At 72.4% G+C, this 21,620-nt stretch carries 23 protein-coding genes; 16 read left to right on the top strand and 7 right to left on the bottom strand.

The window, feature by feature from the left end; translation table 11 throughout:
* The 4 genes from ACUJ8O_RS05285 to ACUJ8O_RS05270 all read left to right on the top strand — a co-directional run.
* Window positions 1–1,641 (top strand): DUF262 domain-containing protein (locus ACUJ8O_RS05285; RefSeq protein WP_445373211.1); only part of this gene is annotated, 1,641 nt, incomplete at its 5' end.
* A gap of 499 nt (window positions 1,642–2,140) precedes the next feature.
* A complete protein-coding gene (locus tag ACUJ8O_RS05280; RefSeq protein ID WP_002855277.1) occupies window positions 2,141–2,401 on the top strand; it encodes a type II toxin-antitoxin system Phd/YefM family antitoxin in 261 nt (86 codons plus the stop codon).
* Complete coding sequence (locus ACUJ8O_RS05275; protein WP_049159304.1) at window positions 2,402–2,656, top strand: Txe/YoeB family addiction module toxin; 255 nt, start codon at window positions 2,402–2,404, stop codon at window positions 2,654–2,656. It begins immediately after the preceding gene.
* A gap of 1 nt (window position 2,657) precedes the next feature.
* Window positions 2,658–3,224 carry a mismatch-specific DNA-glycosylase gene (locus ACUJ8O_RS05270; RefSeq protein ID WP_095347493.1) on the top strand — a complete coding sequence of 189 codons (567 nt, stop codon included), beginning with the start codon at window positions 2,658–2,660 and terminating at the stop codon, window positions 3,222–3,224.
* Window positions 3,225–3,267: 43 nt separating this feature from the next.
* On the opposite strand, the gene ACUJ8O_RS05265 is transcribed toward ACUJ8O_RS05270, so the two are convergent.
* Genes ACUJ8O_RS05265 through ACUJ8O_RS05255 form a run of 3 tightly spaced genes read right to left on the bottom strand, consistent with a single transcriptional unit; the run spans window position 3,268 to window position 5,314 of the window.
* A complete protein-coding gene (locus ACUJ8O_RS05265) occupies window positions 3,268–4,050 on the bottom strand; it encodes an SCO1664 family protein (protein WP_095347492.1) in 783 nt (260 codons plus the stop codon).
* Entirely contained in the window at window positions 4,050–4,592 is a 543-nt protein-coding gene (locus ACUJ8O_RS05260) for a DUF3090 domain-containing protein (RefSeq protein WP_095347491.1), read from the bottom strand. Before ACUJ8O_RS05260 ends, ACUJ8O_RS05265 begins: the two co-directional genes overlap by 1 nt.
* On the bottom strand, window positions 4,589–5,314 hold the full coding sequence (locus ACUJ8O_RS05255; RefSeq protein ID WP_179297197.1) for a histidine phosphatase family protein: 726 nt from the start codon (window positions 5,312–5,314) through the stop codon (window positions 4,589–4,591). Before ACUJ8O_RS05255 ends, ACUJ8O_RS05260 begins: the two co-directional genes overlap by 4 nt.
* A gap of 237 nt (window positions 5,315–5,551) precedes the next feature.
* Here ACUJ8O_RS05255 and ACUJ8O_RS05250 point away from each other — a divergent pair, with 237 nt between their 5' ends.
* Together ACUJ8O_RS05250 and aqpZ are read left to right on the top strand one after the other, a co-directional pair.
* A complete protein-coding gene (locus tag ACUJ8O_RS05250; protein WP_206495966.1) occupies window positions 5,552–6,094 on the top strand; it encodes a hypothetical protein in 543 nt (180 codons plus the stop codon).
* Between the two features lie 166 nt (window positions 6,095–6,260).
* Entirely contained in the window at window positions 6,261–6,959 is a 699-nt protein-coding gene (gene aqpZ / locus ACUJ8O_RS05245) for an aquaporin Z (RefSeq protein ID WP_073117468.1), read from the top strand.
* 24 nt (window positions 6,960–6,983) lie between these two features.
* Here the strand turns inward: aqpZ and ACUJ8O_RS05240 are convergent, their stop codons facing one another.
* Window positions 6,984–7,784 carry a formate/nitrite transporter family protein gene (locus ACUJ8O_RS05240; RefSeq protein WP_095347490.1) on the bottom strand — a complete coding sequence of 267 codons (801 nt, stop codon included), beginning with the start codon at window positions 7,782–7,784 and terminating at the stop codon, window positions 6,984–6,986.
* Window positions 7,785–7,791: 7 nt separating this feature from the next.
* On the opposite strand from ACUJ8O_RS05240, the gene ACUJ8O_RS05235 reads away from it, so the two are divergent.
* The 5 genes from ACUJ8O_RS05235 to ACUJ8O_RS05215 all read left to right on the top strand — a co-directional run bounded on the left by ACUJ8O_RS05235 (window position 7,792) and on the right by ACUJ8O_RS05215 (window position 12,957).
* Complete coding sequence (locus tag ACUJ8O_RS05235; RefSeq protein ID WP_010080497.1) at window positions 7,792–8,622, top strand: patatin-like phospholipase family protein; 831 nt, start codon at window positions 7,792–7,794, stop codon at window positions 8,620–8,622.
* Between the two features lie 28 nt (window positions 8,623–8,650).
* The gene (gene abc-f / locus ACUJ8O_RS05230) at window positions 8,651–10,303 is read left to right on the top strand and encodes a ribosomal protection-like ABC-F family protein (RefSeq protein ID WP_095347489.1); all 1,653 of its coding nucleotides are present in this window, start codon (window positions 8,651–8,653) and stop codon (window positions 10,301–10,303) included.
* An 85-nt stretch (window positions 10,304–10,388) separates the two neighbouring features.
* On the top strand, window positions 10,389–11,072 hold the full coding sequence (locus tag ACUJ8O_RS05225; protein WP_069941694.1) for a type 1 glutamine amidotransferase domain-containing protein: 684 nt from the start codon (window positions 10,389–10,391) through the stop codon (window positions 11,070–11,072).
* Window positions 11,073–11,113: 41 nt separating this feature from the next.
* On the top strand, window positions 11,114–12,124 hold the full coding sequence (locus ACUJ8O_RS05220; protein ID WP_069941693.1) for an NADP-dependent oxidoreductase: 1,011 nt from the start codon (window positions 11,114–11,116) through the stop codon (window positions 12,122–12,124).
* Between the two features lie 26 nt (window positions 12,125–12,150).
* Entirely contained in the window at window positions 12,151–12,957 is an 807-nt protein-coding gene (locus tag ACUJ8O_RS05215; RefSeq protein ID WP_036338733.1) for an alpha/beta fold hydrolase, read from the top strand.
* A gap of 31 nt (window positions 12,958–12,988) precedes the next feature.
* On the opposite strand, the gene ACUJ8O_RS05210 is transcribed toward ACUJ8O_RS05215, so the two are convergent.
* A complete protein-coding gene (locus tag ACUJ8O_RS05210) occupies window positions 12,989–13,477 on the bottom strand; it encodes a MarR family winged helix-turn-helix transcriptional regulator (RefSeq protein ID WP_095347488.1) in 489 nt (162 codons plus the stop codon).
* 111 nt (window positions 13,478–13,588) lie between these two features.
* Between ACUJ8O_RS05210 and ACUJ8O_RS05205 the strand changes: the two genes are divergently transcribed.
* Entirely contained in the window at window positions 13,589–14,008 is a 420-nt protein-coding gene (locus ACUJ8O_RS05205; protein ID WP_002855232.1) for an organic hydroperoxide resistance protein, read from the top strand.
* On the top strand, window positions 14,008–14,433 hold the full coding sequence (locus ACUJ8O_RS05200; RefSeq protein ID WP_036338685.1) for a DoxX family protein: 426 nt from the start codon (window positions 14,008–14,010) through the stop codon (window positions 14,431–14,433). Before ACUJ8O_RS05205 ends, ACUJ8O_RS05200 begins: the two co-directional genes overlap by 1 nt.
* Window positions 14,434–14,548: 115 nt before the next feature.
* Here ACUJ8O_RS05200 and ACUJ8O_RS05195 read toward each other — a convergent pair whose 3' ends face one another.
* Window positions 14,549–16,063 (bottom strand): acetyl-CoA hydrolase/transferase family protein, encoded by a 1,515-nt coding sequence (locus ACUJ8O_RS05195; protein WP_095347487.1) that lies wholly within the window; start codon window positions 16,061–16,063, stop codon window positions 14,549–14,551.
* A 126-nt stretch (window positions 16,064–16,189) separates the two neighbouring features.
* On the opposite strand from ACUJ8O_RS05195, the gene ACUJ8O_RS05190 reads away from it, so the two are divergent.
* Together ACUJ8O_RS05190 and ACUJ8O_RS05185 are read left to right on the top strand one after the other, a co-directional pair.
* Window positions 16,190–17,587 carry a DUF4921 family protein gene (locus tag ACUJ8O_RS05190; RefSeq protein WP_445373213.1) on the top strand — a complete coding sequence of 466 codons (1,398 nt, stop codon included), beginning with the start codon at window positions 16,190–16,192 and terminating at the stop codon, window positions 17,585–17,587.
* Window positions 17,588–17,630: 43 nt separating this feature from the next.
* Window positions 17,631–19,283, top strand: coding sequence for an ABC1 kinase family protein (locus ACUJ8O_RS05185; protein WP_445373210.1), 1,653 nt, complete (start codon window positions 17,631–17,633; stop codon window positions 19,281–19,283).
* 28 nt (window positions 19,284–19,311) lie between these two features.
* Here ACUJ8O_RS05185 and ACUJ8O_RS05180 read toward each other — a convergent pair whose 3' ends face one another.
* Window positions 19,312–20,442 (bottom strand): saccharopine dehydrogenase family protein, encoded by a 1,131-nt coding sequence (locus tag ACUJ8O_RS05180; protein WP_145950510.1) that lies wholly within the window; start codon window positions 20,440–20,442, stop codon window positions 19,312–19,314.
* A gap of 143 nt (window positions 20,443–20,585) precedes the next feature.
* Between ACUJ8O_RS05180 and ACUJ8O_RS05175 the strand changes: the two genes are divergently transcribed.
* Complete coding sequence (locus tag ACUJ8O_RS05175; protein WP_445373209.1) at window positions 20,586–21,593, top strand: cation diffusion facilitator family transporter; 1,008 nt, start codon at window positions 20,586–20,588, stop codon at window positions 21,591–21,593.
* Window positions 21,594–21,620 lie beyond the last annotated feature (27 nt).

Raw genomic sequence — 21,620 nt, 5'->3', positions numbered from 1 at the left:
CAGGCCGAAGGCGCCCACTTCTTGGGGACGATCATCACGCTCGACCAGACCACGGACCCGCTCGAGGGCAACATCCTGCATGTGGTCGACGGCCAGCAACGACTGACGACCTTGACCCTGCTCCTTGCTGCGGTCTACTCCGTGCTCAAGGAGCACATCGACGAGCTCGATGACGACACCCGAACGGACGTTACGAACCTCGGTCGCCAGCTGGTCCGCAAGGCTGACCAGCAGCCGCGGGTGAGACCGCAGAAGCAAGGGCACAACCTCTTCGACTACCTCAAGACGCTCGAAGGCGCCGGGTTGCCCGTTGAGGGCGAGTGGAAGCCGTACTACCCCAGCCGCCGGATCGCGAAGTGCTACCGCTACTTCCGCGCCGCCATCCTGAAGCTCGCCGAGACGGAGGAGCTGTCCGAGACGGAGGCTGCGCTCAGGGTGCACGAGGCGGCCCTGCAGGCGGTCATTGTGAAGATCGAGGTCGCCAGCCACGCCGACGCGTTCGTCCTCTTCGAATCGCTGAACAACCGCGGTATGCCGCTCTCGCCCGTGGATCTGATCAAGAACCACCTTTTGGCCGAGTCCGAGAAGAAGCAGATCATGAATGTCGACCAGGCGTTCAAACACTGGAACGACATGCTGACGAGCCTCGGCGACAGCTACTCCACCCAGGAGCGCTTCCTGCGGCACTACTACAACGCCTTCAAGACGGAGCTCCCCGACGTCCCCAACGCCTCCGTCGCCACCAAGTCCAACCTGATCCGTGTCTACGAGAAGCTCCTGGAACAGAACCTGAAGAAAGTCGTCGACGCCCTCGTCGAGGCGAGCAAGATCTACGGCCGCATCAACTGCGTCGTGGAGCTCGACCAGCCGACCTCCCTCGACCGGGCCTTCCAGCGGCTCATGCGCGCCCAGGGTGCGCCGTCCTACGTCCTCCTGATGTGGCTCATGACGAAGCAGGACGAACTCGAGTTGACCGACGCCCAGGTCGAGGCGGTCGTTGACCGCCTCACAAACTTCTTCGTTCGCCGCAACCTCACCGGCTACCCGCCCACTTACGCGCTGGCGAAGCTCTTCATGACGACCATCGACGCTGTGGGTGACGCCCGTGGCAATGACGTTCTGAAGGTCGTCAGAGAGAAGCTGAACAGCGTCTCAGCCTCCGACGAGGAGTTCCGAGCCCGGCTCCTCGGCCGGATCTACGAAGAGAACACCGACGTCGCCCGGTTCGTGCTGACCACCCTGGCCGAGGATGCGATGACCAAGGAGACATGGGCGGACCTGTGGCGGCAGGAGAAGAACCACTTCGTCTGGACGATCGAACACATCCTCCCGCAGGGTGAGAATCTGCCCGCCGCATGGCAGGAGATGCTCGGAGGCAAAGAGGTTGCTGCGCAGGTGCAGGAGGAGCACCGGCACAGGCTGGGGAACCTCACGATCACGGCCTACAACAGCAATCTCGGCAACAAATCCTTCGTTGAGAAGCGTGACCGCCAGGATTCGAAGGGCCTGCCCATCGGCTACAAGAACGGCTTCTCGTTGAACGCCGAGCTCGCCACTCGGGAGTCGTGGACCGCTGATGACATCGAGGCGCGCACGAAAGTGTTGGCTGACAAGGTGATCGGGCGGTTCCCGCTGGCCTAGGGCCGATGGGACTTCAACGGCGATGTTCTGGCGAACAGGGTTCGGCCGCCTCGATGGCCCTCAAGACAATAGAACGGCCCGCGGGGGCCTGCGTCAGGAGAGCGGATGTGGACATCTCAATCGAGATTGCGGAGCGAATCGTCTCGGAGATCAGGGCTGTCCTCGACGAGGCCCTCGACAACTTCCGCGCCCACGACGTCGACCCCGCCGGCTGCGTCATCCGCCCCGGCGAACCGACGCGACAGGAGGTCTCCACGGCTCGCTCGCCTCGACGCGCTCATGGTCTCGCGCGCGCCCGCCATCGTCGGGGTGCTGGGGTTAACTGCCTACCGGCGGTTATTCGGGAAGCCCAAGGTGCTCCTGGGAGAGCAGGGGACGCCGTCGCCGGGCCCCCGGACCACGAGGGCAAGGAGTTCTGCATCCCACAGGGTGCCTCCTGAGTTCCACCTCACCGACTGGTACCATAAGCAGGTACCACGACGCGCCTAGGGAGGCCCGCATGTCCATCAGTGCCAGTGAAGCCCGCAAGACCCTGTTCCCGCTCATCGAGCGGGTGAACGCGGACCGCGACGCCGTAGAGATCGTCTCCCGCAAGGGGAACGCCGTCCTCATGCCCGCGGACGAGTACGCCGCCTGGCAGGAGACCGCCTACCTGTTCCGCTCCCCGGCCAACGCCCGACGGCTGCTGGACGCCTACGAACGCGCCCGCGCAGGGAGCGTTGAGGAGCACGCTCTGGACCGCCTGGACGGGGACGCCTGAGTGCGCCTCGTGTGGGACCGCTCCGCCTGGGAGGACTACACGCACTGGCAGACCACGGACCGCAAGGTCCTCAAACGGATCAACACCCTCATCGACGCGGCCCTGCGTGATCCCTTCGAGGGGATCGGCAAGCCCGAGCAGCTGAAGTACGGCGCGGCCGGGGCATGGTCCCGGCGCATCACGGAGGAGCACAGGCTCGTCTACCTCGTCGACGGCGAGGACCTGATCATCCTCCAGGCGAGGTATCACTACTGACATGCGCTTCACCCAGGCCGAGCTGCAGCAGTTCCGCGACCGCACCGTCCCCGACCTGCTGCCGGACCCGCTGCGGCTGCTGTTCATCGGCATCAACCCCGGCCTGTGGACCGCCGCCACCGGTGCGCACTTCGCCCGCCGCGGCAACCGCTTCTACCCGGCCCTGCACCGCGCCGGGCTCACCCGGCACCTGATCGACGCCTCCAATGGCTACAAGGCCGAGGACCTCGCCGAGCTGCATGCCCGCGGCATCGGGATCTCCAACCTCGTCCCGCGGGCCTCCGCCCGCGCCGACGAGCTCGCCGCGGAGGAGCTCGCCGCCGCCCCCGCCCGCCTGGACGCGCTCGTGGCGGCGCACGCGCCGGCCGTCGTCGCCGTGTTGGGGGTGACGGCCTACCGGCAGGCGTTCGGACGCCCGAAGGCGGCGCTGGGGGAGCAGCAGACGCCGTGGCCGGGCACGCGGCTGTTCGTGGCGCCGAACCCCAGCGGGCTCAACGCTCACGCCACCCTGGACTCGCTCGCCGCGGACTACCGTGCGGCCGGTGCCGCGGCGGGGCTCGTGGACTGAGTGCGCCCGCTGTCCCTGCGGACGCGCTGACGCCTCAGGCCCGTCAGAACAGCGGCCAGGGCACGGCTGGCGTCAGCCCGCTCGGGGCAGGGAAGGTCCCGTCCTCGAGCAACCGGGCACAGCGTTCGGCCGAGGCTTCGACTTCCTCGGCACTGAGCAACCCCGCCAGCCCCCGCCCCAGCTCGCCAGCAAGTCCCTCGAGAACCCGGCCGACGCCGTCGCGCTCCTCCTCGCTCAGCACCTCGCCCAACCAGCCCCACAGCACGGTCCGCAGCTTGTCCGCCACATGGAAGGTGAGCCCGTGGTCCACGCCGTGGCGGTGCCCGCCGGGCATGGCGAGGATGTGGGCGCCCTTGCGGTCGGCGTTGTTGACGATCACGTCGAACACCGCCATGCGGCGCAGCGCCGCCGAGTCCTCATGGGCCAGGACCAGCCGGTTCCCGTCCTCGTCCTCGCCCTCCAGGATCGTGAGCCACCCCGCGGTCGGCACCTTGTCCGCTGGGAACAGGTCCACGGCGTCCTGCCCAGGATCCTGCTCCTGCCAGAGCTGCACCATGCCCTCGCCGAAGGGGCCGTCGCGCAGCCACGTGCGCGGCACGATATCCCACCCCAGTGCCTCGGACACCAGGTGCGCGGCCACCTCGCGGCGGGCCAGGGTTGCGGCGGGGAAGTCCCAGAGCGGGGCCTCGCCGGCCACCGGCTTGTAGACCACCGGGGTGTCACCGATCGCGCCGAGGAACGTGGCGTTGGACGCCGTCGTGATGCGGCCGGTGAGCGTCAGCTCCTCGGCCATCTGCTCGCCGGCGGGCACGTCCGCGGCGCTCATCAGGAGTCGGGGAGGGTGCAGTCGTGGCCGTCGGGGTCGATGGGCTGGCCGCAGTCCGAGCAGATCGGACGCCCGGCGTCCACGACCTCCCGGGTGCGCCGGGCGAACGCCCGGGCGGCGCCGACGGGCATCCGCACGCGCACGGCCTCGGCGTCCGACTCGAGCGCCGGGTCGGCGTCGTCGTCAGAGAGCGGGTGCGCGTCGATGAGCACCTGCGCGGTGGTGGGGTCCCAGCCCAGGCCGATGGCCCCCACCCGGAACCACTCCTGCACCGGGTCCAGCGGATCGTTGTCCACGAGTTCCACGGGCGTGCTGGCCGGGACGCTGTGCGGATTGCCCTCCAACGCCATCAGATCGTCGAGGATCTCGTCGAGCATCTCCGCCATCAGGGCGGACTGCTGCTTCTCCAAGGCCAGGCTCACCAGCCGGGGCCCGGTGCGCACCTGCAGGTAGAACGTGCGGGCTCCGGGACGGCCGAGCGTCCCGATCACGACCCGATCCGGCCAGTCGAACTCATGGGCGGGGGCAGGTGCATCACTCATGCCACGATCCTAGGCGTCCGCTCGTCCACCGCGCCGGGGCCGGTGCCCGCGCCGCCGCCCACCGGGGCGTCGTCGGACGGGCCGAGGGCCGAGAGCCAGGACAGGTCCCCGGCGTCGGTGTTGGTCGCCCAGACCCGCGGGCGGCTCGGCCCGTAGCTCACGATGGACACGGAGGCGGGTCCCACCTCGATCCGCTGGAACAGATCCAGGTGCGTGCCGAGCGCGTCGGCCAGGATCGACTTGATGACGTCCCCGTGGCTCACCGCCACCCACACCGCCCCGGGCCCGTGCTCGGCCTCGACGGCGGCGTCGTGCCGGCGGATCGCCGCCACCGCGCGGGCCTGCATGCCCGCCATGGACTCCCCGCCGGGGAAGACGACGGCGGACGGCTGGGTCTGCACCGTCGCCCACAGGGGCTCGGTGGCCAGGTCGCTGAGCGCGCGCCCCTGCCACTGGCCGTAGTCGCACTCGGTGAGGTCGTCGTCGACCAGCGAGGGCACCGTCCCCGGCTGGCGATCGAGGAGGGCGCGGGCCGTCTGCGCGCACCGCTCCAAGGGACTGGCCACCACCGCGGCCACGGGCACGGCCGCGATGCGGTCCGCGGTGCGGGCCGCCTGCTCCCGTCCGTGCTCGTCCAGGCTGACCCCGGGGGTGCGGCCCGCCAGCAGTCCGGACGCGTTGGCCGTGGTGCGGCCGTGCCGCACGAGGAGAACCGTCGCCATGGCCTCAGCGTAGCGAGGGGATGCCCGCCTCTCGCGGACAAAGCCTCGCGGCCATGACGCAAAGGGTCAGTGACGCAACGCGAGCACGCCTATGCCCGGCAAGGCTGACGCCCGTCTGCAGGCCTCGAACGCCCGGAGCAGGCCTTCGAGGCCTAGGACGGCGCCCTGCTGCTGGTCACCCACGACCGCCGCATGCTCGAGGCCGTCCGCCTCGACCGCCGCTGATACCCTCCCCCGGTGGTCAACCTCCTGCTCTCGGTGACGTTCGCGTGCGGCGTGGCGATCGCCGGGCTCCACGTGGTGAACCGGCGGTTCATCGCGCCGATGTACGACGTCGTCCTCAACCTGGCCGCGTTCCTCGCCGCCGTCGCCTCCTCCGTGCTCCTGGGGCACGTGCTGCCCGCGGTGTTCGCCGCGCTGGCCGTGCTCGCCTGGCTGATCCTGGCCGTCCGCACGGTGCGCGCCCGCCGCGCGGGACATAAGCTGGAGGTGACCGCCGGGCGGCTCGTCGCCGTCGACACGCGGCCCAGCAAGGCCGACGGCCGGATCGGCCTGCGCTTCCTCTTCCGCGCCGTCCACCCGCTCACTGCCGCGGACGTCGCCGCCATCCGCCTGCAGGAGGACGAGGCCTCCGAGCATCGCTTCGTGACGTGCCAGGAGGCCCGGAAGCTCCTGCGCCCGGCGATCGCCCGCCGCGTCGACGCCGCCTGGGACGCCGCGCACTGCGTCTACCTGGAGGACGGGCGTCCCGCCGCGGGGGTGGATCAGCCGGCGGGCTGAGGCCCGGCCCCCGACCGGACGAGCGGTGCCCGGCGGCGTCCCCGTCCCGGATGAGGGCCGCTGCCTGATCTGCGGGCGTGATCGTGGCGGCGCGGTCAGGAGGGTGGACGCGGGACGAGACGGTGCGCCCAGGCAACGGCGGGACGGTCCCACGGACGGCGCTGCCGTGTTCTCCGCATCCGTGATCGACGACGCCACAGGCGTCAACATGGGCATCGGCTTCCTCGGCGTCGCCCTCGCCTTCGGCCTGACCGTGGTGGCCATGGCCTACGCCGTGGGTCACGTCTCCGGCGGTCACTTCAACCCGGCAGTCACCCTGGGTGCGGCGCTCGCGGGTCGTCTGCCGTGGAAGCTCACTGTGCCGTACTGGATCGCCCAGCTCGTGGGCGGCGTGGCGGCCGGCGGCGTGCTGCTGGCGATCGCCTCCGGTCGTCCGGGCTACTCGCTTGCGGAGAACGGCCTGGCCACCAACGGCTACGGCGAACTCTCGCCCGCCGGCTACTCGATGGGCGCGGTGTTCCTGACCGAGGCGCTGCTGACCGCCGTGTTCCTCTACATCATCCTCGGCGCCACGGACCGCCGTGCTCCGTCCGGCTTCGCGCCGCTGGCCATCGGCCTGACCCTCACGCTGATCCCCCTGATCTCCATCCCCGTGTCGAACACCTCCGTGAACCCCGCTCGCTCCTTCGGCGTGGCCCTGTTCGCAGGCGGGGACGCCCTCGGCCAGGTCTGGCTGTTCTTCGTGGCCCCGTTGTTGGGCGCCGCGGTCGCCGGTCTCAGCTACCGCTTCGTCTTCCCCAACTCCTCCCGGATGACCGAGGAGCTGCCCGAGCCCGCCGCCGACGGGACGCGTGACGCCGTCTGACCCCTGCCATTCGGACCTTGCCCCTCACCGCCCCTTCTCTTCCCGCACCTCCTTGGAACGCAGCAGGCGCGGCGCCGTCGTCAGCGCCAACCCGCCGAGGATGTTCAGGGGGATCACCCACCACACCCAGCTGAGCCACTCGAGCCAGCCCACGCCGTGCGCTCCGGACGGGATGGCTCCGATGATGAGGATCGAGTCCATCACCGAATGGAAGAGCGAACCGCCGGCGAGGACGACGGCTCCGGCGACGGACGCGACGATCATCGCCGTCGGGCTGTCCGTCCCGGCCTGCATCCGCGTCACGAGGGTGATCGCCACCCCGGCCAGGACCGCCAGGGCGGCGCCCTGCCAGCTGAAGCCGATGTCCAGGAAGTGGTGGGCGCTCTCGGCCAGGGTGCCGTGCAGGTCGGGGAACCCCGCCACCACGAGGGCGATCATCACGGTGCCGCCGAGGAGGTTCATCACGAGGGTCACCGCCCACAGACGCAGCAGCTCCACCCACGTGCCCCGGCCGGCGGCGATCGCGGTGATCGGGTAGTAGAACCCCTCCGTGAAGAGCTCGGAGTGGGCGAGGAACAGGCTGACCAGGCCGATGGAGAACGCGAGTCCGGCCAGCAGGTGGCTGCCCGTCTCGTGGAGCGTGAGCAGGTACGCGAGCAGGCCGATCGTGATCTCGACGCCGCCCAGGAACCCGGTGGTCGTCAGGACGGTGAGGGACCGATGCAGGCGTTCCGCGCCCTCGTCTGCCGCCGCCCTGTGGGCCGCCGGCCTGCCGGAGACGGACTGACCGGCATCGCTCCCTTCACGGTCATGTCCGTGGCACACTGGGCCCATGATGCATGACGAACGGCCCACGGGTCGGCTGGGCCTCGCCCTGGGCGGCGGAGGAGCGCGCGGGCTGTGCCACATCGGGGTCTGGCGGGTGCTCGAGGAGCTCGACATCCGCCCGGACGTGCTCGCGGGAACGAGCATGGGCGGCCTCCTCGGCGCGCTCATAGCCGCCGGTCATGACGCCGCCTCGCTCGAGAAGATCGAGCGGAGCGTGGACTGGCCGCGGCTCATCAACTGGGGCCTGACCGGCGGCATCCTCTCCAGCGAGAGGCTGCGGGCCTGGCTCCGCGAGCTGCTCCCGGACACCTTCGAGGAGCTGCAGATTCCCCTGGTGCTCACCGCGGCCGACGTCGTCGAGGGCCAGACCCGCTACCTGCACACCGGGGACCTCATCACCGCGATCCAGGCGACCACCGCCTACCCCGGCGCGCTGGAGCCGGTGACCGTGGGGGACTCCGTGCTGGTGGACGGCGGCATCCTCAACCAGATCCCGGTGGACGGGGTGCGCTTCCTGGGCGCGCAGCGGGTGATCGCCGTCGATGCCACCACGCTCGAGCCCCTGGAGCGGCCGGAGCCCGGGGCGCGCACCCGTACCCGCCGTTCGCCCGCCACGTCGCTGCGCCAGGCCATGCGGGCGATCGACGTCATGCAGGCCCAGCTCACCACCGTCCGGCTCTCGCTCTACCGGCCGGACGTGCTCATCAGCCCGCCGATCGAGGGGATGACGGTCGCGGACTTCCGCAGCTCCGGCGTCGCCATCGCGGCGGGAGAGGAGGCGACGCGCGCCCGGGCCGAGAAGCTCGTGGAGCTCAGTCGCGGCAGAATGGCCTGACGCCCGCCGCACTTCCGTCAGGAGCACCATGACCGCCACCCTTGTCGCCTCCGGCCTCGCCGGCGGCCACGGCCACCGCACGCTCTTCGAGGATCTGGACCTCACGGTCGCGCCCGGGGACGTCGTCGGCGTCGTGGGGGCCAACGGCGCGGGCAAGTCCACCCTGCTGCGCATCCTCGGCGGGGACCTCGCGCCGCAGGCCGGCACGGTCAGCCTGGCCCCGGCCGACGCGTTCGTGGGCTGGCTGCCGCAGGAGCACGAGCGGGTGCCGGGGGAGACGGTCGCCGGGTACATCGCCCGCCGCACCGGGTGCGCCGCCGCGCAGACCGAGATGGACGAGGCCGCCGAGGCCCTGGCGGACCCGGACGTCACCGACGCCGCCGCGGACCGCTACAACACCGCCCTCACCCGCTGGCTGACCTCCGGCGCCGCGGACCTGGAGGAGCGCATCCCCGCCGTCCTCGCCGACCTCGGCCTGGACCTCTCCGCCTCCCCGGAACAGGTCCTCATGACCTCCCTCTCCGGTGGGCAGGCCGCCCGCGTCGGCCTCGCCGCGCTGCTGCTCTCCCGCTTCGACGTCGTGCTCCTGGACGAGCCCACCAACGACCTGGACCTCGACGGCCTGACCCGCCTGGAGGCCTTCGTGCAGGAGCTGCGCGGCGGCGTCGTGCTGGTGAGCCACGACCGCGAGTTCCTGGCCCGCTGCGTCACCCGCGTCCTGGAGCTCGACCTCGCCCAGCGCACCAACCGCGTCTACGGCGGCGGCTACGAGGCCTACCTCGAGGAGCGGGCCACCCTGCGCCGCCAGGCCCGGGAGAAGTACGAGGAGTTCGCCGAGCAGAAGCACGACCTCGTCTCCCGCGCCCGCACCCAGCGGGAGTGGTCCAGCCAGGGCGTGCGCAACGCGATGAAGAAGTCCCCGGACAACGACAAGCTGCGCCGCAAGGCCAACAGTGAGTCGAGCGAGAAGCAGGCCCAGAAGGTCCGGCAGATGGAGAGCCGCATCGCGCGCCTGGAGGAGGTGGAGGAGCCACGCAAGGAGTGGAGGCTGGAGTTCACCATCGGCGCGGCGCCGCGCTCCAGCTCCGTGGTCGCCACCCTCAACGATGCCGTGTTCCGGCTGGGTGGCTTCACGCTCGGCCCGGTGTCCCTCCAGGTCAACGCGGGAGAGCGGATCGGCATCACCGGGCCCAACGGGGCCGGCAAGTCCACCCTGCTGCGCGGGCTGCTGGGCCGCCAGGCCCCGGACGAGGGCACGGCCGCCCTGGGATCCAGCGTGCAGATCGGGGAGATCGACCAGGCGCGCTCACTGCTGGCCGGGACCGTCCCGCTCGCCGCGGCCGTCGAGGCGCTCGTGCCCGAGATGGCCTCCGGGGAGGTGCGCACCCTGCTGGCCAAGTTCGGCCTCAGGGCCGACCACGTGAACCGCCCCGTGGACGAGCTCTCGCCCGGCGAGCGCACCCGGGCATCCCTGGCCCTGCTCCAGGCCCGCGGGGTGAACGTCCTGGTGCTCGACGAGCCCACCAACCACCTGGACCTGGAGGCCATCGAGCAGCTCGAACAGGCCCTGGAGACCTATGAGGGCGCCCTGATGCTCGTCACCCACGACCGCCGCATGCTGGACACCGTCCGCACCGACCGTCGCTGGCAGGTCCAGGACGGGCGGGTGACGGAGCGCTGACGACCCGGGCACCGTCACCCTTGCCCGAGATTCGGTTGCGTACGACCATGAGAGTTCAGTACCCACCAACGAAAGGGCTCCCGACATGTCCCGCATCCTGATGATCCTCACCTCGCACGACCAGCTGGGCGACACCGGCCGCAAGACCGGGTTCTGGCTCGAGGAGTTCGCCTCGCCCTACTATGTCTTCACGGACGCCGGCCACGAGGTCACCCTCGCCTCGCCCCGCGGCGGCCAGCCGCCCATCGACCCGACGAGCTCGAAGCCGGAGATGCAGACCGAGGCCACCCGCCGGTTCGACCAGGACGAGGAGGCCAAGGCCGCCCTGGCCCACACCACGCCCCTGGCCCAGGTGGACGTGGACGGGTTCGACGCCGTCTTCTACCCGGGCGGTCACGGCCCGCTGTGGGACCTGGTGTCCGACGCCGACTCCACGCGGATCATCCTCGACAGCGACGCGGCCGGGCGCCCGCTCGGCCTCGTCTGCCACGCGCCCGGGATCCTGCACCCGATCACCGCCGCCGACGGCACCCCGTTCGTGCGCGGCCGTCAGGTCACCGGGTTCACCAACGGCGAGGAGGAGGCCGCCCAGCTGACGGACGTCGTCCCGTTCCTCGTCGAGGACTCGCTGATCGCCGCCGGCGCGGACTACCGCAAGGGCCCGGACGGGGAGAGCTTCGTGGTCACGGACGGCACCCTGGTGACCGGCCAGAACCCGGCCTCCTCCGCCGACGCCGCCCGCCGCCTCCTGGACCTGCTCGCGCGCTGACCCTCCACCGAGCCCGCCGCCCCGACCCCGAGGAGACCACCATGAGCACCCCCACCCGCACGCGCGAGATCCACCTCGCCTCCCGCCCCCACGGCGCCCCGACGCCGGAGAACTTCCGTCTCACGGAGGTCGAGCTCCCCGAGCTCGCCGAGGGCCAGGTCCTCGTGCGCAACACCGTGATGTCCGTGGACCCGTACATGCGCGGCCGCATGAACGACGTCGAGTCCTACGTGCCTCCGTTCCAACTCGACGCCCCCCTCGACGGCGGCGCGGTGGGCACCGTGATCGCCTCGCGCCACGCGGACGTGCCGGAGGGCACGTCCGTGCTCCACGGCCGCGGCTGGCGCGAGCACGCCGTCCTCGACGGCGACACCGTCCAGGTCGTGGACACCTCCCAGTTCTCGGACAGCACCTACCTGGGCGTGCTGGGCATGACGGGTCTGACCGCCTACACCGGCCTCGTGCACGTGGCCGAGATGCAGGAGGGCGACGCCGTCTTCATCTCGGGCGCCGCGGGGGCCGTCGGCTCGGTCGCCGGCCAGATCGCCCGCCTGCTGGGCGCCTCGCGCGTGGTCGGCTCGGCGGGCACGCCCGAGAAGGTGGCGCGGGTGAAGGAGCTGGGCTTCGACGCCGCGTTCGACTACCACGACGGCTCGCCCACCGATCTGCTGGCCGAGGCGGCGCCGGAGGGCATCGACGTCTACTTCGACAACGTGGGCGGCGACCACCTCGAGGCCGCCATCGCCGCGATGCGGGTCGACGGCCGCGTGGCGATGTGCGGCGCGATCGCCCAGTACAACTCGACGGAGCCGCCGGCCGCCCCGCGCAACCTCGCCCTGGCGATCGGCAAGTGCCTGACCCTGCGCGGCTTCGTCCTGCAGAAGTACGCAGCGCAGGTCCGCCCCGAGTTCCTGGAGCGCGTGGGCCCGTGGGTCGCCGCCGGGAAGATCCAGTGGGACGAGACCGTCCGGGAGGGGCTGGAGAACGCACCCCAGGCGTTCATCGACCTGCTCGAGGGTGCCAACACGGGGAAGATGCTCGTCCGGCTGTGACGGGCGACGGCGCACTCGGGGGCGGCATGGACACCTTCCGGCATCAGGGCCTGACCTTCGACGTCCGCGACGGCGGGCCGGCCGAGGGGGAGGTGGTCCTGCTGCTGCACGGCTTCCCGCAGGACGCCACGTCCTGGAGGCATGTCGAACCGCTGCTGCACGCCGCGGGGCTGCGCACGCTCGCCCCGGATCAGCGCGGCTACTCCCCGGGGGCCGCTCCGCGGGCGACGGCGGCCTATCGCCTCCCGGCGCTCGTGGGGGACGCCGTCGCGCTGGCGGACGCGGCGGGGGCGCGGCGCGTCCACGTCGTCGGCCATGACTGGGGTGGCGCCGTCGCCTGGGCGCTGGCCACCGCCCACCCCGAGCGCGTCGCGTCCCTGACGGTCCTGTCCACGCCGCACCCGGCCGCCCTGGCCCGCGCCCTGCGCGGCCCGGACCAGCTGCGCCGCAGCTGGTACATCGCCGCCTTCCAGGCGCCGGCCCTCCCCGAACGAATCCTCGCCCGACGGCTGGGCTCCCTGCTGCAACGGGGGCAGGTCCCCGGGGCGGAGCACTACGCCCGCCGGTTCTCCACCCCGCAGAGCCTGCGCGGCCCGGTGAACTGGTATCGGGCGAACCCGGATCTGGTGACCACCACGCGCAGCGCGCCCGTGACGGTCCCCACCACGTACGTGTGGGGCACCCGGGACGCGGCCCTGGGGCCGCGGGCCGCCGAGCTCACGGCCGGGCAGGTGGCGGGGGAGTACCGGTTCGTGAAGCTCGACGCGGACCACTGGCTGCCCGAGCGTGAGGCGGATGCCGTCGCTCGGGCGATCCTGGACCGGGTGCGCTGACCCGCGCTCCGCGCGGGCCGCTCCCGCCGTCTCAGCGCGGCCCGGCGGCCTCGGTGATCCGGTTCAGCAGGTCCATGAGGACCTGGCGCTCGGTGGTGTCGAGGGGGATCCGGGTGAGGGCGTCCACCGGGACCGTCCGGGCGGACGCCCGCAGCGCTCGCCCCTCGTCCGTCAGCCGGACCAGCACGCGTCGCTCGTCGTGGACGTCGCGCTCCCGCGTGACGAGCCCCATGCCGGCCAGGCGCCGCACCAGGGGTGTGATCGTCCCGTTGTCCATGCCGAGCCGGTCCCGCAGCGCGCCGACTCCCAGCGCCCCGGCGTCCGGTGTCGACGCCTCCGTCTCGGCCGAGGCGTCACCCTCCGCCTGCCACAGGGTGAGCATCACGAGGTACTGAGGGTAGGTGAGGCCGAGGCGGGACAGCAGGGGGCCGTAGCCGCGCGTGACGGCGCGCGACGCCCGGTGCAGGGCGAAGCAGAGCTGGTCCTCGAGGGCGAGGCTGGGGGTCGGCGCGGCATCCATGGAAGCGATTCTAGTGGTCGCTGGGGAGCGACTTGGTTGCGCGCGACCTAACAGGGTGGCAGGCTGGAGCCGACTCGTCCCGCACGGGGCGGGCGGATGAAAGGACCTCCTATGGAGACCATCTACACCGCCGAGGCGCTCAGCACCGGCGCCGGCCGCGACGGCCATGTCCGCACCACCGACGGGCGGGTCGACCTCGACCTCGCCGTGCCCACCGAAATGGGCGGCTCCGGCCAGGGCACCAACCCCGAGCAGCTGTTCGCCGCCGGCTACGCCGCGTGCTTCCACTCGGCCCTGCAGATGGTCGCCCGTGCCTCCCGTGCCGACATCACCGACTCCTCCGTCGGCGCGCGCGTGGGCATCGGCCGCCAGGGTGAGGGCTTCGGCCTGGAGGTCACCCTCGAGGTCGTGCTCCCCAATGTCCCCGCGGATCAGGCCCGCGCCCTCATGGAGCAGGCGCATCAGGTGTGCCCCTATTCGAACGCCACCCGGGGCAACATCGACGTCGTCCTCGAGCTCGGGGAGGCGTGATGACGAAGCACCGGCAGCCTGTCCCCCTCTCCCAGACCGCCGCCCGCCTCGGCCTCGGCGGGTTCATGACCGCCGCGGGGCTGTCCCACCTCACCGTGGCACGCCGTGAGTTCCGCGCCCAGGTGCCCTCGTGGGTCCCGCTCCCGGCGGACCTCGTGGTGCTCGGATCCGGCGTGGCCGAGATCGGCCTCGGGGCCGCTCTGCTGGCGCTCCCCGGGCAGCGCCGCCTGACCGGCACCGCCCTGGCGGCCTTCTACACCGCGATCTACCCCGGGAACATCGGGCAGTACGCCGAGCGCAAGGACGGCTTCGGGCTGGACACGGACGGTCGCCGCCTGGCGCGGCTCTTCGGCCAGCCCGCCCTCATCGCGGCCGCCCTGTGGGCCGCGGGAATCCCCGAGCGGGAGCAGGGCGGGCGCGGCTGACGCCGTCGCCGGTCCTGCGGTCCTGGGCCGGCTCCGGGCACGTGCCCGGAGCCGGCGTGACCTCACCCCGCCGCGAGGCGCGGCCCGTTCCGCAGGTGTCCGGCCCGGCGGGCCGTCAGCCGTGACGCATCGTCCCGGTCTCGAGGAAGCGCTGGTGCCAGGACAGGGCCTCGCCCAACAGGTGCGGGGTGTGCAGGCCGTCCGACTCGCGCATCGCGCGGTCGAAGTAGTCCCGCAGCTGCTCCCTGTAGTCCGGGTGCGCGCACGTGTCGATGATCGTGCGGGCGCGCTGCTTGGGGGAGAGGCCGCGCAGGTCGGCCAGCCCCTGCTCGGTGACCACCACGTGCACGTCGTGCTCGGTGTGGTCCACGTGCGAGACCATCGGCACGATGCAGGAGATGTCCCCGCCCTTGGCCGTGGAGGGGGTGAGGAAGAACGAGGTGAACGCGTTGCGGGCGAAGTCGCCGGAGCCGCCGAGACCGTTCATCATCTTCGTGCCCATCAGGTGCGTGGAGTTCACGTTGCCGTACAGGTCGGCCTCGAGCATGCCGTTCATGGCGAGGATGCCGAGGCGGCGCACGAGCTCGGGGTGGTTGGAGATCTCCTGGGTGCGCAGGATCAGCTTGTCCCGATACTTCGCGGCGTTGTCGTTGAACCGTTCGGCGGCCTCGGTGGACAGGGAGAACGCGGTCGCGGACGCGGTCGCCAGGGTGCCGGAGTCCAGGGCGTCGAGCATGCCGTCCTGCACCACCTCGGTGAACGCGGACAGGCCCGTGAACCGGGACTTCACCAGCTCGGACATCACCGCGTTCGCGATGTTGCCCACGCCCGACTGCAGCGGCAGCAGTCGCTCGTCGTACCGGCCCTGGGCCACCTCGTGCTCGAAGAACTCCACGAGGTGCTGGGCGATCGCGATCGAGTCCGCGTCGGCGGGCTTGAAGGCAGAGTTCCGGTCCGGGGCGTGGGTCTCGACGACGGCCACCACCTTGGCCGGATCGCACCGCAGGTACGTCTCACCGATGCGGTCCGCGGGGTGGGTGAGCATGATCGGCGTGCGGTGCGGGGGCAGCGCGGTGCCGTAGTAGACGTCATGCAGACCCTCGAGGTCCTCGCTCTGCCACGAGTTGACCTCGAGGATCACCTGATCCGCCAGGTCGATCCAGGACTTGTTGTTGCCCACGGAGGAGCTGGGGACGAGACGGCCGTCCTCGCGGATCCCGGACACCTCGATCACCGCGGTGGTCATGGGCCCGTAGAAGCCGTTCCACACGGTCTGCGCCAGGTGGGACAGGTGTGTGTCGATGTACTCGATCGCGCCCGCGTTGATCTTGGCGCGCATCGTCGGGTCCGACTGGAACGGGGTGCGCAGCGCGACGGCGTCCGCCTCGGCCAGCGCACCGTCCATCTCCGCGGAGGTGGACGCCCCCGTGTGGAGGTTGATGCGGAACTCCTCGCCGCGCGCGTGCAGCTCCTTGGCCCGCTCGGCCAGCGCCGTCGGCACGGCCTTCGGGTAGCCGGACCCCGTGAACCCGCTCATGCCCACGGTGGTGCCGTGCTGGATGAACGCCGCCGCCTCCGCGGCGGACATCACCTTCGACCGGAGGCCGGGGTGGTGGATGCGGGACGACATGGGTGAGGCCTCCGTGCGGGTGAGACGAGTCGAGCGAGAGCGCTGTGACGTGGAACAGCGATCAGCGTACCCGCGTCACGGGTGGCCGTGGGGATGATCACGCCGGAGGACACGGGCCCGCCCTGCGTGATCGACGACGGCGAACAGGGCTCGGCCCTCCGGGCCGGCACCGCCTCGTATCCTGGCCTCGTGCACCCGTCTGTGAGCGAGCCCCTCACCCGACTGCCGGACGGCACCGTCAAGCAGCGCAACCCCTTCACCGGCACCGAGGTCTGGACCGTGCCCGGCCGCGGCCACCGCCCGCTCGGCCTCGTCCGGCCCGCCCCGCAGCCGCTCGACCCCGCCCAGCACGGCCGGCACTGCGCCTTCTGCGAGCACCGGATGCTGGAGACGCCGCCGGAGAAGTCACGCATCGTCTCCACGAGGGCCGACGACGGCGCCCCGGCCTGGCAGATCCTGCGGCATCCGGCCGCGGAGCGGCTCGAGGAGACGATCCCGGCCTTCCGCCGGGTCCCCAACCTCTTCGAGATCCTCAGCTACGACTACTGGCGTCTCAACCACGGCTACGAGCTCCCCCCGGACGCGTGCCGCCGCCGTGACGAGTACCTGGCCACCGAGGCCGGCCGCGCCCACGTGCGCGCCGTCGTCACCGCGAAGCTGCGCGCCTCCGGCCGCTCCGCCGAGGAGGCGGCGGCGATGTCCGAGGCGGAGCTGATCGGGGCGTCGGCCGCATTCTTCGGCGGCACGCACGACGTCGTGATCGCTCGGCGGCACTTCGTCGACGGGGCCGTGGACGACCACCAGCTCGCCTCCTCGGGCACCCTCACCCCGGACGAGCACCACGCCTTCCTGGCCCTCACCGCCGACGCCATGCGGGACCTCTATGCGACCACGCCCGCCGTGCGGTACGTGTCCGTGTTCCAGAACTGGCTCAAGCCCGCCGGCGCCTCCTTCGACCACCTGCACAAGCAGCTCGTGGCCATCGACGAGATCGGCGCCCAGAACGCCGCCGCCCTCGACCGGCTGCGCGAGGACCCGCAGGTCTTCAACCACGCCGCGCTGGACGTCGCCGTGGCGCACGACCTCGTCATCGCCGAGAACGAGCACGCCGTGATGTTCGCCGGCTTCGGCCACCGGTACCCGACGGTCGAGGTCTACTCCACGAGCCCGGTGGGGGAGCCGTGGCGGCAGGACCCGGCCGAGCTGCGCGGCATGTCCGACCTGCTGCACGCCGCCCACGCGGCCACCGGCCCGGACGTCCCCTCCAACGAGGAGTGGCACACCCGCCCGCCCGGCGTCGCGGACCCGATGCCGTGGCGCGTGATGCTCAAGTGGCGCGTCTCCACACTCGCCGGCTTCGAGGGCGCCACCAAGATCAACGTCAACACCCTCAGCCCGTGGGACGTGCGGGACCGGGTGCTGGCGAGGCTGCGGGAGCTGCGGGCGGCGGGCGCGCTCGCGGACGGGATGCGGATCGGGGCCGACGCGCGGGTCCGGCCGGGCATGCTCCGGTACGCGGACTGAGCGGCGGGGCCCGTCCCTCCGCGCGGTCGGTAGCGTGGGCGTCATGGCCCTCCACCTGCAGCGCTACCGCGAGATCGCCCACGTCATGGCCCGCAACGGCCTCAGGGCCACGGCCGTGCAGGCCGGGCTCTCCCGGTGGCTGCCCCTCGAGGAGGGGGAGCCGCACCTGGGCATCGACGCCGAGGCCCGCCCCGAGCTGTTCGTGCGCACGTTCGAGGAGCTGGGCGTCACCTTCGTGAAGCTCGGGCAGCTGATCTCGGCGCGCCCGGACGTGTTCCCCGAGGCCTACTGCGCGGCGTTCGCCCGCCTCACGGACAGCACGTCGGCGGTGCCCTTCGAGGCCGTCGCCCGGACGGTCGAGGAGGACCTCGGCGCCGACGTCGACACCCTGTTCGCCTGGTTCGACCGGGCGCCCCTGGCCACCGCCTCCATCGGTCAGGCCCACCGCGCGCGCCTGCATGACGGGCGCGCCGTCGTCGTGAAGGTCCGCAAGCCCGGTGTGGTGGAGCAGGTCCAGGCGGACCTGGAGATCCTGCGGACGCTGGCGGCCACGTGGTCGCGGGCCTCACGGACCTTCGCCGACCTGGACGTGCCGGCCATGGTGGACGAGTTCGACCGCTCGCTGCGCGCCGAGCTCGACTACGTGGTGGAGGCGCGGGCCTGCGAGGAGATCGCCGCCGGCTTCCGGGACACCCCGGGCGTGCGGTTCCCGTGGATCGAGTGGGACCTGACCACCTCGCGCGTGCTGACCATGCAGGAGCTCTCCGGGCTGCGCGTGGACGACCTGGCCGGACTCGACGCCGCCGGCATCGACCGGGAGGAGCTGGCGTACCGGGCCGCCGACGTGCTGCTGGCCATGGTGTTCGAGCACGGCGTGTTCCATGCGGACCCGCACCCGGGCAACCTGTTCATCGAGCCGGACGGGACCGTCGGGTTCATCGACTTCGGCTCCGTGGGGCGGATCTCCCCGTCCCTTCGACGCCGGTTCGCGGGCCTGGCCATGGCGCTGGCCCGGCAGGACACCGACGGGCTGGTGCGGGCCCTGCTGGACATCGCCCCGCCGCGCGGCCCGGTGGACCGCCGTCGGCTCCGGCTGGAGGTGGCCCGGATCGTCGGCCGCCTCGAGGGGCGCGAGCTCGAGGACATCCGCGTGGCGCAGCTGATCTCGGAGATCTTCGCCCTGGTGCGGCGCCACCGGCTGTCCCTGCCGCCCGAGCTCGTGCAGCTGCTGCGGATGCTGATCATCGTGGACGGCATCGGCCGCCGCCTGCACCCCGGCTTCGACTACACCCGCGTGCTCGACCCGTTCGCCCTGCGCCTCGTGGGGGAGCACCTCGACCCCCGGCGGGTGGCGGGCCGGATCGGCCGGGCCACGATCGCGGCGGCCGAGCTCGGCATCGACCTGCCGGAGTACGCCCGCAAGGTGATGGAACGCATCGACGACGGCGGGATCGACGTCACCGTCCGCGCGAGCGAGCTCGAGCCGCTCGTGACGCGCCTCGAGCGGACGGGCGACCGGGTGGTGGCCGCCATGGTGGTGGCCGCGATGATCACCGGCGGCACGAACGTGCTCGTGGCGTACAAGGACCGGCTCGGCCGCTTCGCCGGGCCGGTGGTGGCCGCCGGCGGCGCCGCCCTGACCGGCGGCAGCGCCTATCTGGCCTGGATCAGCCGCCCGCGGCGTCGCCCCCGCTGAGGGCCACGGGCGGGGTCAGTCGTCGGGATCATGCCCGCACCAGGCCGACCGCGGCGCAGGCCGTCTCGAAGTCGTCGAGGCCGAACGCCTGGATCGGGCTGACGACGCCGGCCTCGCGGGCCCGGCCTGCGGCGAGCTGACGGGCGCCCCAGGCCATGAGGTCCCCGGTCAACGTGTAGGCGTTGGGGCCGCGCAGGTGCACGTCCGCCACGACGCGGCCGGCCGCGTCCCGCGCGATCGCCCCGACTCGGGAGCCCGTGCGGGCCCGGTCTGCGGCGTCGGGGCCACCCGGGTCCCCGGCCAAGGGCCGCAGCAGGGCCTGCACGCCGCGGGCGACGCCGGGGAGCCACCCCACCGCGCCGAGGGCGGCGGCGCCGATCTGCGTGGGCCGGGCCGGGAACCAGCCGTTGAAGACCTCGACCTCATCCAGGCCGGGCTGCATCCGCGGCAGGAACAGGGACTCCGTGCCGCCGAACAGCACGCCGCGGCGGTCCTGCCCGTCGACCCGGAAGACGGCCGACCGGCTGGCCGGGCCCGTGGTCGCCAGCCGCCCGCCGCGCCACGTGATCGTCCGCTCGGTGAGGGCGCCCACCATCGTCTGGCGCGTCCCGTGGCTGAGGTCGACGCGCGGGTCCAGCTCGCCGTCGGCGAAGTAGCCGATCTGCAGGGACCGTGCGCGTCCACCGGCCTCCGCCAGCGCGAGCCCGCCCGCGAGCATGCCCGGCGCGTAGTCGAAGCCGAGGGCGGGCAGCAGGGTGGCGCCCGTGCGTCGGGCGGTGGCGTCCAGGTCCGCCTTGAGGTCCTTCACGAAGCCGACCTCACCGGTCGAGTCCACGTAGTGCGCGCCCCGCTCCGCGGCGGCGCGGGCGACCGGTCGGCCGTAGCGTTCGAAGGGGCCGACCGTGGAGACCAGCACATCGCCCTCCGTGACCAGGGCCCTCAGCGAGGCGGGGTCCCCGGCGTCGGCGACGGCGACCTCCAGCCCGTCGTGCCGCCTCGCCGCGTGCTGGAGCGAGTCCCGGTTCCGGCCCGCCAGCACGGGCCGTGCGCCCTGGGCCACGAGGGCGTCCACGACGAGGGATCCGGCGTAGCCCGTCGCGCCGAGCACGATGATGCGGGGGGCGTCGGGGCGGTCGAGGTGCAGGGGAGAATCCGTCATGGTCCCACGCTAGGCCGCGCACGCGGAGACCTCACGGGCTCGGCGACGCCGATCCGCGTGGACCCCATCTCGCGCTCCCGGACCGGCGGACCCGGACATGGCGAGCCTGGCCCGGCACCCGCCTGCAGGGGCAGACTCGGGGGATGACCCGTACCCCGCCCGCCGTCGCCCCGCCCGCTCACTCCGCCTCGCCCGCCGCCGAGACCGGCGGCGAGAGCCTGCTGACCGTCCTGATCGCCCTCGGCGTGAACACGGTGATCGCCGTCGTCAAGTCGATCGTGGGCGCGGTCACCGGCTCAGCCGCGATGGTGGCGGAGGCCGCGCACTCCTGGGCCGACGCCGGCAATGAGGTCTTCCTGCTGTTGGCGGAGCGTCGGGCCGGCCGAGCCCCCGACGCGCGGCACCCGCTGGGCTACGGGCGCGCGGCCTACGTGTGGTCGATGGTCGCGGCCTTCGGCCTGTTCGCGGTGGGCTCGGCGGTCTCGGTCTGGCACGGGATCACGGCCTGGTCCGCCCCCGAGGAGGAGGCGGAGTACACGATCGCGTACATCGTGCTGGCCGTCGCGTTCGTGCTCGAGGGCATCTCGTTCCTGAACGCGCACCGGCGCCTCCGCCGCGACGCGGAGCGGCGGCACATCAGCGATGCCACGTTCCTGCGCCAGACCTCGGACCCCACCCTGCGCGCCGTGTGGGTGGAGGACGCCTCGGCCCTGATCGGCCTGGTCATCGCGGCGGCCGCCCTCGCCCTGCACCAGCTCACCGGGGACCCCCGGTGGGACGCCGCCGGCTCGATCCTCGTGGGCGTGCTGCTCGGGGTCGTCGCGATCTTCCTGCTCTCGCGGAACATGGCGTTCCTCGTCGGCGAGGTCGCCGACCCGGCGGTCCGGACCCGGGTGCTGCGCTGGCTGCTGGAGCGGCCCGAGGTGCTCTCCGTGAGCTACCTGCACCTCGAGTACGTCGGCCCGGAGAAGCTCTTCGTCGTCGGGGCCGTGGACCTGGCCGGGGACGAGCGGGAGAGCGAGGCCGCGGTCCTGCTCCAGCGCGTGGAGGACGCCCTCCTCGAGCACCCGCGCGTGGCCGCCGTCGTGCTCTCCCTGTCCAACCCCGCCCACGCGCCCCTGGCCCCGGAATCGCAGAACGCCCGCGCCTGAGCCCGCGCGGCCGGCATCGTACAGTGG

This window comes from Micrococcus sp. EWR3.9.1, from assembly GCF_052615555.1.
The sequence above is the reverse complement of the archived record's forward strand: the minus strand, read 5'-3'. Positions and strand labels throughout refer to the sequence as shown.